Source organism: Testudinibacter sp. P17/SS/0325, assembly GCF_053570765.1.
On the sequence record NZ_CM131635.1, the window covers coordinates 775717 to 788859 of the forward strand.

Sequence of the window (13143 nt, forward strand, 5' to 3'; positions counted from 1 at the left end):
TTACACCTCCCTCGGGTTGGCTAAAAATCCACTGGTATCGCCGCTCGGGCGCGCATTTTTATTCGGTTTGATCACCAAATTCGGCGCAGTATAATGTTCCGCCGGTAGCGGTGCTAAAGCCGCCAACTCGCCGTATTTTGTACGCAGCTCGCTGATCGGCGCAAAATCCAATGCCCGCAGCGGGCACGATTCGACACAAATCGGTTTTTCACCGGCTTTCACCCGTGAATAGCAACCGTCGCATTTTGTCATATGTCCCTTGGCTTCGCTGTATTGCGGCGCATCGTATGGACACGCCATATGGCAATAGCGGCAGCCGATACACAGTTCCTCATCGACAATGACAAACCCATCTGCATTTTTGTGCATTGCCCCGCTCGGACATACCTTGACGCACGCCGGATCTTCGCAGTGATTGCAGGAAATCGACAAATAATACGAAAAGACATTCTGCTGCCAACAGTTGCCGTTTGCCAGCCAATCGCCGCCGGCATATTCGTAAATCCGGCGATAATTCACATCCACCGGCAAATCCTTGTAATCCTTACACGCCAGTTCGCAGGTTTTGCAGCCGGTGCAGCGATCCGAATCGATGTAAAAACCATATTGTTCCGTCATAATCTGCTCCTTACACTTTCTCAATCTGTACTAAGTTGGAATGCTGCGGATTCCCTTTCGCCAACGGCGACGGGCGCTGGGTGGTGAGGACGTTGATACTGCCGTTATGATCTATTTTATCGCCCCACATATTTGCCCTGTGCCAAGCGCCCTGCCCCATACCCAGTACGCCGGGCATAATTCTTGGCGTCACTTTCGCTTCAATTCGGGTTTCGCCGATTTCGTTGAAGATTCTGACCAAATCCCCACTTTGAATATTTCGCGATTTGGCATCAAGCGGATTAATCCATACTTCTTGCGGACAGGCACTTTCCAACACATCAATATTGCCATAGCTGGAATGGGTGCGGGATTTATAATGGAAACCGACAAGTTGTAACGGGAATTGTCCGTTTTGCGCCTCGATATGGCTATAAAATCCCGGGTGGTAGATCGGCAGAGGATCGATCACTTCATCCTCTTTTAAATCCCAACTAGCCGCAATTTCGGCTAAGCGGGCGGAATAAATTTCGATTTTTCCGGACGGTGTGCTTAACGGATTTGCTTTTGGATCGTCCCTGAAATCCTTATAGGCGACCAGATGACCCTTCGGATCTTTTTTCTTGAAAATTCCCATTGCTTTCAGGGCGTCGTATGTCGGCAGATCGGTATCCATTTCTCGCATTTCGGCATATAAATGTTGCAGCCATTGTTCCTGAGTCCTTCCCTCGCTAAATTTGTCATATACTTCGTCACCAAGGCGTTTAGCTATGTCGCATAGAATTTGATAAATCGGGCGTCGCTCGAATTTAGGCGCTGTCGCCGCTTGTCCGAAAATCAGGTAACCCATATTACCGGCAGAATCATTCGGGATAATATCTTCCTGTTCTGTCGTCATCAGATCCGGTAATAAAATATCGGCATATTTGGCAGAGGAGGTCATGAAATTATCAATGACCACAATCATCTCGCATTTGCTCTCGTCTTGTAAGATTTTATGTGTACGGTTTATGTCGGAATGCTGATTGATAATGGTATTGCCCGCATAATTCCACAGGAATTTAATTGGCACATCCAACTTGTCTTTGCCCTGAATCCCGTCTTTTACCGCCGTCATTTCGGTTCCACGTTCAATGGCATCTGTCCACATGAACACTGGGATTTTGGTTTGTACAGGGTTGGTTAACACTGGAAACCGCTTAATCGTGATGGTATAAGTGCTTTCTCTAGCACCGGAATTTCCCCCGCTAATACCAACATTACCGGTTAAAATCGGTAACATCGCAATCGCACGGGCAGCAAGTTCACCGTTAGATTGGCGTTGTGGTCCCCAGCCTTGACTGATATAACAAGGTTTGGTGCTACCGATTTCTCTGGCGAGTTTAATGATTTTATCGGCAGGAATGCCGGTGATATCTGCTGCCCATATCGGCGTTTTGACAATGGCGTCATCTCCTTGCCCCAAAATATACGCTTTGTAGTGTCCATTTGTCGGTGCACCGGCAGGTAAAGTTTTTTCATCATAACCGACACAGTATTTATCTAAAAAATCTTGATCAACCAGATTTTCAGTAATTAATACGTATGCAATACCGGAGACCAATGCGGCGTCGGTACCGGGACGAATCGGAATCCATTCATCCTCCCGTCCGCCTGCGGTGTCGGTGTAGCGCGGATCAATCACAATTAACTTGGCATTGGAACGTTCTCTTGCCTGCTCCAAATGGTAAGTGATTCCAGCGCCGCTCATACGGGTTTCCGCCGGATTATTGCCAAAATAAACGACTAACTTTGAATTGACAATATCGGAGGTGCTGTTACCGACATTTGAACCGTAGGTAAACGGCATTGCCCTGGCAATTTGCGCCGTACTGTAGGTGCCGTATTGGTTCAGAAAACCGCCGTAGCAATTCATTAGACGCGCCATTGCCGAGGCAAAAGCGGAAGAGCGGGTAATATTTCCGCCGACAATGCCGGAACAATAATTAAGGTAAACCGCTTCGTTACCGTAATCTTTCACAATCCGCTTCAGACCGTCGGCAACGGTATCGAGCGCTTCTTCCCAACTAATCCGTTTAAATTTGCCCTCGCCCCGTTTCCCGACCCGTTTCAACCCAAACAACTTCGTCTTGTTTTACGTGCATCCGTAATGCGCAACGGCTACCGCAGTTAACTGAGCACATACTCCAAACCACTTTTTCCGCTTGCTCTTCTGGTGCGGTATTGGTTTTAGCCCTCACTGAAAAAGGTAAGGATACACCTGCAGCAATACCGGTTAATCCGACATGTTTCAATAAAGTTCTTCTTTCGATATCATAATTAATGACATCTTTCACTAGACTATCCATAACAAGTCCCTCCGAATGACTACACTGCTTTCATTAGAACAAAAAGAAATGGGCAAAAAGATGATTAATATCAATCGGAGTGCGTATAAAAACAGGGATCTGCCTAAAATTGATTAGTGTCAAGGCGAAAAAATGAGAACAATTTTAATTTATTGAAGAATTGATTTTTAATACCGAATTTGTGCTACTGTACCGCACTTTGCCGAAGTATGGTACAGTAGCGCAATATTTCCAGAGCCAAGATGATAAAGATGATGAATCCACCATTAACTTCCATTTCCCAATTCGGGCGAATTTTAGGTTCGCTGTTTTATGCTTCGCCGCAACAAGCGCAAAATCAGGCGTTATTGCCGTTATTTGCCGATCCGCAATGGCAGGCGAGCTGTGATTTTTTATCGGCGGAACAGCTTGATGTAATCCAAGTGCGGTTGAGCGAAGGTTTGGCGCAGGGCGCTGCAGCCTTGGAGGCGGATTTTCAGGCGCTGTTTATCGGGCCTGACGCGCTGCCGGCGCCGCAATGGGGATCGGTTTATTTGGATAAAGAAGCGGTGATTTTCGGCAGTTCGTTGTTAGAATTGCGCGGTTTTATGCGTATGCATGGGATTGTGTTGGAATTGGCACAAAACGAACCGGAAGACCATTTCGGCTTGATGTTGCTGATGGCGGCGTGGTTGGCGGAAAATCAACCTGAACAGTTAAACGAATTTTTGCAACAGCACCTGCTCACTTGGTCGGGGCGTTTCCTCAAATTACTGACCGCCGAACAAAACCGCCCGTTCTATTGCGGCTTAGGCTTGTTGGCGCAAGCTTTATTGGCGCATTGGCAGCAACAGTTACAGCTGCAAATCCCCGAAGTGCGGTTATATCGTTAATGATTTGATTATGGCTGAAAAAAACGAACGCTACTATCAGGCATACCTGCAACATAACCGCATTTCACGCCGTGGTTTGTTGCGCGGGATTTTCAATGCCGGACAGAAAGCGCAGCAGCAAATCAGCCAAACGCTGTATCAGCGCGCGGCAACACGCCCGCCGCAAGCGGTTGCCGAGCCGTTGTTTATGCAACACTGCACCGGTTGCGGCGATTGCGTTGCCGCCTGCCCTTACGGCTTAATCCAACTTCAGAATCAAAAAGCGGTGCTGCAAATCGATTACTCTGCCTGCGACCATTGCGGCAAATGCACAGACCGTTGCCAAACCGGCGCACTTAGCGGCGAAGTGCGGTCTGACACTGAGCTGCGACCGCACTTTCACCGCCTTTGTCTGCAACAACAGGGGCGAAGCTGTCAGTTTTGCCGTACCGCCTGTGCGCCGAATGCGATCCGCTTTGACGCCGACAGCAAAAAAATGTTGTTGGACAACGAACGTTGCAACGGTTGCGGCGAATGCAAAATCAGTTGTCCTTCCCATTATATTGAACTCAAGCGGTGTGATTTAAGCGCATAAAAATCGCTAAACTGTGATCAAGCCCTTACTTTTAATGTTTGTTATCGAACATTTTATGGCGAAAACTCACGACATGACCTACAATATCCCTAATTTATTTTTTCGTATTCGAATTTATTTAGTGTGGGGAACAGATTGATGGCGGAATCATTTTCTTCTCGTGTACAAAGTGATGTGATTATTATCGGCGGCGGTGCGACCGGCGCTGGGATTGCGCGCGATTGCCGTTTGCGCGGGCTAAGTGCGGTTTTGCTTGAGCGGCGTGATATTGCCACCGGCGCAACCGGACGCAATCACGGACTGTTGCACAGCGGTGGACGCTATGCGGTCAACGATCCGGAATCGGCGAAAGAGTGTATTGACGAGAATAATATTCTAAAACGAATCGCCAAACACTGTATTGACGATTGCAAAGGGTTGTTTATCACCCTGCCGGAGGACGATTTAGCCTTCCAAAAACCGTTTTTGCAAGCCTGTCAGCAAGCAGGGATTGATGCGGTGCAAATCGAACCGGCATTGGCGCGCCGTTTAGAGCCGTCGGTCAATCCCGATTTGATCGGCGCGGTGGTGGTGCCGGACGGCAGTATCGACCCGTTTCGTCTGACTTCCGCCAATATGTTGGACGCAAAAGAGCGCGGGGCGCAGGTGTTCACTTACTGTGAAGTTCAACAGCTGATTCGCGAAGGCAGCCGAGTGATCGGCGTGCGCGCTTATGATCATAAGCATAAACAACGGCGGGAATTTTTTGCGCCGGTGGTGATTAACGCCGCCGGGATTTGGGGGCAGGGCATTGCCGAATATGCGGATCTGAAAATCAAAATGTTCCCGGCGAAAGGCGCGTTGCTGATTATGGGACATCGCCTCAATCAAATGGTGATCAACCGCTGCCGCAAACCGGCGGATGCCGATATTTTGGTGCCGGGCGATACTATCAGTGTGATCGGCACTACTTCCAGCCGCATTCCATACGATCAAATCGACAATATGCAGGTCACGCCGCAAGAGGTGGATTTGCTGATTCAGGAAGGCGAAAAACTGGCGCCAAGCCTGCGTCACACGCGGGTGTTGCGCGCCTATGCCGGGGTGCGCCCGTTGGTGGCGAGCGATGATGATCCGTCCGGGCGTAATGTCAGCCGCGGTATTGTGTTACTCGACCATGCCGAACGCGACGGTTTGGAGGGCTTTATCACCATCACCGGCGGCAAATTGATTACTTATCGCTTAATGGCGGAATGGGCGACGGATCTTGCCTGTCAGAAATTGAACAAAACCGCACTTTGCACCACCGCCGATATACCGCTGCCCGGTTCAAACGAAAGTGCGGTCGAAACCCACCAAAAAGTGATTTCGTTACCGACTCCGTTGCGGGTTTCGGCGGTGTATCGCCACGGTTCGCGCGCCACCGAATTATTGGAAAAAGAACGTTTGGATCGCAGTTTGATTTGCGAATGCGAAGCCGTTACCGCCGGCGAAGTGCGCTATGCGGTGGACGAGCTGAAAGTGAATAATCTGGTCGATTTGCGCCGTCGCACCCGGGTTGGCATGGGCACGTGTCAGGGCGAACTGTGCGCCTGTCGCGCCGCCGGCTTAATGGCGCGGTTTAAGGTCGCCAATGCGCAGCAATCCACCACGCAGCTTGCCGCTTTTATGGAAGAGCGCTGGCGCGGGATTGAGCCGATTGCGTGGGGCGACGCCTTGCGCGAGGCGGAGTTTACCTCATGGGTATATTACGGTTTATTGGGCTTGAACGAGGTGCCGCAAGCCGGACAACAACAGTTACAGGGAACGGATAAAAATGAAGTTTGATAACATTATTATCGGTGGCGGTTTGGCGGGGCTGATTTGCGGGATCCGTCTGCAACAAGGCGGGCGGCGCTGTGTGATCGTCAGTAACGGGCAAAGTGCGCTCGATTTCTCCTCCGGCTCGTTGGATCTGCTGGGGCAAGCGGAAAATGGTGCGCCAATCGATGATCTGGCGCAGGGTTTGGCGCAATTGGCGCGGCAACAACCGCAACATCCTTATAGCCTGCTCGGGCAAGATGTGGTGCTACAGAAAGCGGCGGAATTTGAAGGTTTGGCAACGGCGCTGCAACTCAATCTGAAACAGGGCAGGGCGCACAATCACTTGCGTTTAACGCCGTTGGGCTCCTTGCGTCCGACTTGGCTGTCGCCGCGCAGCGTGCCGACTTTTGCAATCGAGAACGGCGTCTTATCCGCTAAAAAAGTGGCGGTGTTGGGGATCGAGGGATTTAACGATTTTCAGCCGCAACTGTTGTGTGAAAACCTGCGCCGGCTACCGCACTTTGCGCAGTGGCAGCTCAGTTTCGGCTATCTGCACATTCCCGAACTGGATCATCTGCGTACCGACGCACGCGAATTCCGCAGCATTAATATTTCGCAGGCATTGGAACATAAACTCAATTTCGACCAATTGGTGGCGGAACTGAAAAACGCCGCCGACGGTGCCGATACGGTGTTTTTACCGGCGTGTTTTGGTTTGGATAACGATGGTTTCCTGCAACAGCTGCAACAGGCGAGCGGCATTCATCTGTTTGAACTGCCGACCCTGCCGCCATCGCTGCTCGGCATTCGTCAGCACCGCGTATTGGAAAAAGCGTTTGAGCAGGCGGGCGGGTTGATGATGAAAGGCGACAGCGTATTGCGCGCTGATATGGCAGAAAACCGCGTGACCGCACTTTATACCCGTTTGAACGAAGAGGTCGCCTTGCGCGCCGAACAGTATGTGTTGGCGAGCGGCAGTTTTTTCAGTAACGGCTTGGTGGCAAGTTTTAATCAGGTGCGCGAACCGATTTTTAATCTGGATCTGTTTAGTGCCCCGAACCGCCACCAGTGGACGCATGCGCGCTTTGCGCACCCGCAGCCGTATCAACAATTCGGGGTGAAAATCAATGCCGATTGTCAGGCACAAAAACAGGGTGTAAGCCTAGAGAATTTATATGCGATCGGTGCGGTGGTCGGCGGTTATGACGCCATTCATCAAGGTTGCGGTAGCGGAGTGGCGGTGGTGACCGCACTTTATGTTGCGGATCGGATCCTGCAAGGAGGCAAGCGATGAATTTACAACAACTGATTCAACAAGCGGAGCAGATCCAACAACAGGCGCATATCGATAACAGTTTTGAAAGTTGTATCAAGTGCACCGCCTGTACTGCAGTGTGCCCGGTGTCGCGCAATAATCCGTTCTATCCCGGTCCGAAACAGTCAGGCCCGGACGGCGAGCGCTTGCGCCTGAAAAGTGCCGAATTTTATGACGAAGCCTTGAAATATTGCACCAACTGCAAACGCTGCGAAGTTGCCTGTCCGTCCGATGTCAAAATCGGCGATATTATCGTGCGCGCACGCAACCGTTACGGGCAGGGCAAAGATAAATCGGCGGTACAAAAACTGCGCGACGCGGTGCTGAGCAACACCGATATTATGGGGTCGCTGTCGTCGCCGTTTGCGCCGGTGGTGAATGCGGTCACCAGCCTGAAAGCGACCCGTTTTTTACTGGATAAAACCTTGAAAGTCGCCAAACAGCGCAGCCTGCCGAAATATTCGTTCGGCACGTTCCGCCAATGGTACGGCAAAGTGGCGGCGCAGCAACAGCAGTATGCGGAAAAAGTGGGTTATTATCACGGCTGCTACGTGAATTACAACAACCCGGCCTTAGGCAAAGAGCTGATCGAGGTGTTTAATGCGATGAATATCGGCGTGGTGCTGTTGGAAAAAGAGAAATGCTGCGGCGTGCCGCTGATGGTGAACGGTTTTCCTGAACGCGCCAAAAAACAGGGCGAATTTAATATTCAACAATTAGAACAAGCGGTTACTGAGCGCAAATTGGATATTGTCGGCACCTCCTCGACCTGCACCTTAACCTTGCGTGATGAATATCAGCATATTTTGGGTTTGGATAACCACAAAGTGCGGTCGCATATCCAGTTGGTCACCCGTTACCTCTATACCTTATTGGAACAAGGCAAAACCCTGCCGCTGAAACCAATGCCGCTGCGGGTGGCGTATCACACCGCCTGTCATATGGAAAAGAGCGGTTGGGTGCCTTATACCATCGAAGTGTTGCGCAAAATTCCGCAACTGGAAATCGTGATGTTGAACTCGCAATGTTGCGGTATCGCCGGCACTTACGGCTTTAAATCGGAAAACTACGACACAGCGCAAGCGATCGGTAAAGGGCTGTTTGAACAGATCGAACAGGGCGGTTTTGATTACGTGATTTCCGACTGCGAAACCTGCAAATGGCAGATCGATATGTCCACCACCCGCCAATGTTTGCACCCGATCACCTTACTGAGTATGGCGCTGGAGAAGTAGCTGCGATTGGGCTATACTCAAACCACTTTTGCATAGCGAATAGGGGAAAATGATGGCATTTCAACAAGCAATCGGTTTTGGCGTGGCGGGCAATTTTGCCGGACATTTGGAACAAGCGGGCGAGGCAGCGGATTTTAAACAGGTCGAGGTGCAGGAAGCGCATCAACCGAAAGCGATTTTTCCGTTTTATGTACCGCACTTTGACGGTTTTTTATCGGTTTATCCGCTGTCGTCCGATACATTGCGCTTTCCGCGAGATGCGGATAACCTGCAAATCGAGCCGGAAGTGGCGATTATTTGTGATATTCAATATGATCAACATCATCAAGTGACCGCACTTTTACCGAAAGCGTTTGGCGCATATAACGATTGTTCAATCCGCCGCCCGAATGCTCATAAAATCGCCGACAAGAAAAATTGGGGCGCGCAAACCAAAGGTTTAGCGTCAACTTTGATCCCACTGGATGGCTTCGAGGCTGGTTGTAATTTGGATCGCTATCGTATCGCCTGTTTTCATCAGCGTGGCGAACAATTCAATATTTACGGCGTGGACAGCCCGACAGTCGGTTACAGTTATTTCCATCAAAAATTACTCAATTGGACTGTCGATCGCATGAACAACCAGCCGGATCAAGGGCCAATGCACCATATCGCCGGCTTGCTGGAAAAAGCCGATTATCCGCAACAGGCGGTGATTAGCATTGGTGCGACCCGTTATACCGAATTCGGCGAAACCCATTTTTTGCAGCCGGGCGATGTCAGCATGGTGGTGGTGTATAACGCCGACTGCCATACCTCAAACGAGATTATCGCAATGGCGAAAACCCGACAATTCAGCGGTGATTTGTCGGCGTTAGTGCAAACCGTGATTTGATTTTATTCTTTACTTTACGCCAAGTGCGGTCAGACGATGATTTGACCGCGCTTGTTCTTTTTGCGATCCGGATTCCAATTATTTTCATAACCCCGTTCTTTTTCTTGTCCGTTACGTTAGCCTGACCGCACTTTGATTCATTTGTTCGAGAGGTGAACGATGTGGCGTGTAGGTATGATTGCTCTATTGGCATGGCTGGGCGCGATAACCGGCGCGGCGGCAAGCAGCAAGCCGAATTTAATGCTATTGGAAGTCTATCAAGGGCAAGCGTTAGACGGTTGGATGATGAGCGAAAAATTGGACGGCGTGCGTGGTTTTTGGGACGGCAAACAACTGTTGAGCCGCAACGGTAATCCGCTAAATCCGCCGGATTATTTTGTCCAACATTTTCCACCGTTTGCGATCGACGGCGAACTGTTTTCCCAGCGTGGTGAGTTTGAAATGATTTCCTCGATTGTGCGCAGTGCCGACGATCGCGGTTGGCACAAATTGAAGTTGTATGTGTTTGATGTACCCAATGCAGACGGGGATCTCAACGCGCGTTTGCAAACCTTGGCGGATTATTTGCAACAAAATCCAAGCGCGCATATTGAAATCATTCGACAAATTCCGATTAAGAATAAGCAACATGCGGAAGATTTTCTAGCCGAAGTCGAGGCGTTGGGCGGCGAGGGTATTGTGGTGCGTAATCCGTTTATTGCGTATCAGCAACAGCGCAGTTCACAGATTTTGAAATTTAAAACCACGCAAGATGAAGAGTGCGAAGTGGTGGCGCATCATCAAGGCAAAGGGCAGTTTGCACAGGTGTTGGGCGCGCTCAGTTGCCGCAATCAGCGTGGCGTTTTTCGAATTGGCTCGGGGTTTAATCTGCAACAGCGGCAAAATCCGCCGCCGATCGGCAGCGTGATAACTTATCAATATCGCGGCTTAACCAAAAACGGCAAACCACGCTTTGCTACTTTTTTACGAATTAGAAGTGATATTTCGCTGACAAAATAATCCAAAGTGCGGTTTTTCGTTTAAAAAAGCGCCGCTTGGAAATTTTTTGCAAAAAAGTGAGAAAAAGCCCTTGCAAAGCATTATGGAATGTCTATAATGCGCACCTCACAACGACGCAGCTGTTTGAAGCCGGCGATTGTGACTGTTCTTTAACAATATATCAGACAATCTGTGTGGGCACTTGTGCAAGGCATTGGTAATTTAAAGATTTAAAAAACTAAAGTCTTAATGAGTGCTGATAGTAAATTCATAATTGAAACTTTTGTGGTTTCAACATTATAGTCAGAGATTCGTTGAGCGATTGAACTTGAATTGAAGAGTTTGATCATGGCTCAGATTGAACGCTGGCGGCAGGCTTAACACATGCAAGTCGAGCGGTAACGGGGGGTAGCTTGCTACTTTGCCGACGAGCGGCGGACGGGTGAGTAATGCTTGGGAATCTGGCTTATGGAGGGGGATAACTACGGGAAACTGTAGCTAATACCGCGTAATGTCTTAGGACTAAAGGGTGGGACTTTCGGGCCACCCGCCATAAGATGAGCCCAAGTGAGATTAGGTAGTTGGTGAGGTAAAGGCTCACCAAGCCGTCGATCTCTAACTGGTCTGAGAGGATGACCAGTCACACTGGGACTGAGACACGGCCCAGACTCCTACGGGAGGCAGCAGTGGGGAATATTGCGCAATGGGGGGAACCCTGACGCAGCCATGCCGCGTGAATGAAGAAGGCCTTCGGGTTGTAAAGTTCTTTCGGTGATGAGGAAGGTGTTTTGTTTAATAGACAGAGCAATTGACGTTAGTCACAGAAGAAGCACCGGCTAACTCCGTGCCAGCAGCCGCGGTAATACGGAGGGTGCGAGCGTTAATCGGAATAACTGGGCGTAAAGGGCACGCAGGCGGATAGATAAGTGAGATGTGAAATCCCCGAGCTTAACTTGGGAACAGCATTTCATACTGTTTATCTAGAGTTTTGTAGAGAGGGGTAGAATTCCACGTGTAGCGGTGAAATGCGTAGAGATGTGGAGGAATACCGGAGGCGAAGGCGGCCCCTTGGACAAAGACTGACGCTCATGTGCGAAAGCGTGGGGAGCAAACAGGATTAGATACCCTGGTAGTCCACGCTGTAAACGATGTCGATTTGGGGGTTGCCTGTATGGGTGGCTCTCGAAGCTAACGCGTTAAATCGACCGCCTGGGGAGTACGGCCGCAAGGTTAAAACTCAAATGAATTGACGGGGGCCCGCACAAGCGGTGGAGCATGTGGTTTAATTCGATGCAACGCGAAGAACCTTACCTACTCTTGACATCCTAAGAAGAGCTCAGAGATGAGCTTGTGCCTTCGGGAACTTAGAGACAGGTGCTGCATGGCTGTCGTCAGCTCGTGTTGTGAAATGTTGGGTTAAGTCCCGCAACGAGCGCAACCCTTATCCTTTGTTGCCAGCATGTAAAGATGGGAACTCAAAGGAGACTGCCGGTGACAAACCGGAGGAAGGTGGGGATGACGTCAAGTCATCATGGCCCTTACGAGTAGGGCTACACACGTGCTACAATGGCGTATACAGAGGGAGGCGAGAGTGCGAGCTTAAGCGAATCTCTTAAAGTGCGTCGTAGTCCGGATTGGAGTCTGCAACTCGACTCCATGAAGTCGGAATCGCTAGTAATCGCAAATCAGAATGTTGCGGTGAATACGTTCCCGGGCCTTGTACACACCGCCCGTCACACCATGGGAGTGGGTTGTACCAGAAGTAGATAGCTTAACCTTAGGGGGGCGTTTACCACGGTATGATTCATGACTGGGGTGAAGTCGTAACAAGGTAACCGTAGGGGAACCTGCGGTTGGATCACCTCCTTATAATATGACTGATGATTTTGTATAGGTGTTCACACAGATTGTTTGATAGAAAAGAAGACAGACCGTATAGAGAGATAGGCTTGTAGCTCAGGTGGTTAGAGCGCACCCCTGATAAGGGTGAGGTCGGTGGTTCAAGTCCACTCAGGCCTACCAATGATTTTATCTTCATCATCTTGAATATCTGCGATGCTCATGTGCTGTTCGCACACTGCGCTTCTCGATTTCAATCTGATTTTGCTAAAACCATTGGCTGAACTATCTAGAACTTGCTAAATACGGGAAAAGAAAGGGGCTATAGCTCAGCTGGGAGAGCGCCTGCTTTGCACGCAGGAGGTCAGCGGTTCGATCCCGCTTAGCTCCACCACGCTTTAACTTGTCACAACGAGGTCAGTAATGACTGAAGTATCGGTGATAAGGGTTTATTGATTAATAGTGAGTTTTCTTAGCCAACGCTTTATGAGGGATTAAAAAACCTAAAGTGCGGTTAAGAGGATTGAGTATTGGTTGAAAAACCGATTTGTTCTTTAAAAATTTGGACACAAGCTAAAAACTGAAGAGAACTCAAGCGTTCGAGAGGACGTAAGAGCTGAGTATTTGAAAATCGAGCAATCGAGAATCGAATTGGGCTTGTTTGGTGAGAAAAGGCACTGAGCAGGTCAGCGTAGGGAAACTTACGCACGAGTCAATGGAAGACGGCTT

At 49.7% G+C, this 13143-nt stretch carries 8 protein-coding genes, 2 tRNA genes, 1 rRNA gene and 1 pseudogene; 10 read left to right on the forward strand and 2 right to left on the reverse strand.

Translation table 11 applies throughout. The features are described from left to right. Together ACWA50_RS03800 and ACWA50_RS03805 are read right to left on the reverse strand one after the other, a co-directional pair. Positions 1-618 (reverse strand): DMSO/selenate family reductase complex B subunit, encoded by a 618-nt coding sequence (locus ACWA50_RS03800; RefSeq protein WP_431053999.1) that lies wholly within the window; start codon positions 616-618, stop codon positions 1-3. A gap of 10 nt (positions 619-628) precedes the next feature. After that, positions 629-2945: pseudogene (locus tag ACWA50_RS03805) on the reverse strand (DMSO/selenate family reductase complex A subunit). A 254-nt stretch (positions 2946-3199) separates the two neighbouring features. Between ACWA50_RS03805 and dmsD the strand changes: the two are divergent. The 10 genes from dmsD to ACWA50_RS03855 all read left to right on the forward strand — a co-directional run bounded on the left by dmsD (position 3200) and on the right by ACWA50_RS03855 (position 12808). Then, complete coding sequence (gene dmsD / locus ACWA50_RS03810) at positions 3200-3817, forward strand: Tat proofreading chaperone DmsD (RefSeq protein WP_431054280.1); 618 nt, start codon at positions 3200-3202, stop codon at positions 3815-3817. A gap of 10 nt (positions 3818-3827) precedes the next feature. Continuing rightward, positions 3828-4391, forward strand: coding sequence for a ferredoxin-type protein NapF (gene napF / locus ACWA50_RS03815; protein ID WP_431054000.1), 564 nt, complete (start codon positions 3828-3830; stop codon positions 4389-4391). A 138-nt stretch (positions 4392-4529) separates the two neighbouring features. Further along, positions 4530-6197, forward strand: a complete 1668-nt coding sequence (gene glpA / locus ACWA50_RS03820; protein ID WP_431054001.1) for an anaerobic glycerol-3-phosphate dehydrogenase subunit A — start codon at positions 4530-4532, stop codon at positions 6195-6197. Beyond that, positions 6187-7467 (forward strand): glycerol-3-phosphate dehydrogenase subunit GlpB, encoded by a 1281-nt coding sequence (glpB, locus tag ACWA50_RS03825; RefSeq protein WP_431054002.1) that lies wholly within the window; start codon positions 6187-6189, stop codon positions 7465-7467. Before glpA ends, glpB begins: the two co-directional genes overlap by 11 nt. After that, on the forward strand, positions 7464-8723 hold the full coding sequence (gene glpC / locus ACWA50_RS03830) for an anaerobic glycerol-3-phosphate dehydrogenase subunit GlpC (protein ID WP_431054003.1): 1260 nt from the start codon (positions 7464-7466) through the stop codon (positions 8721-8723). The genes glpB and glpC overlap by 4 nt, the downstream gene beginning before the upstream one ends. Before the next feature lie 52 nt (positions 8724-8775). Then, complete coding sequence (locus ACWA50_RS03835) at positions 8776-9597, forward strand: DUF5718 family protein (protein ID WP_431054281.1); 822 nt, start codon at positions 8776-8778, stop codon at positions 9595-9597. 174 nt (positions 9598-9771) lie between these two features. After that, positions 9772-10596, forward strand: a complete 825-nt coding sequence (locus tag ACWA50_RS03840) for a DNA ligase (protein ID WP_431054282.1) — start codon at positions 9772-9774, stop codon at positions 10594-10596. A gap of 309 nt (positions 10597-10905) precedes the next feature. Then, a 16S ribosomal RNA gene (locus ACWA50_RS03845) occupies positions 10906-12444 on the forward strand. 76 nt (positions 12445-12520) lie between these two features. Next, positions 12521-12597: transfer RNA gene (locus tag ACWA50_RS03850), tRNA-Ile, on the forward strand. 135 nt (positions 12598-12732) lie between these two features. After that, positions 12733-12808 (forward strand) — tRNA-Ala (locus tag ACWA50_RS03855). Positions 12809-13143: the final 335 nt, after the last annotated feature.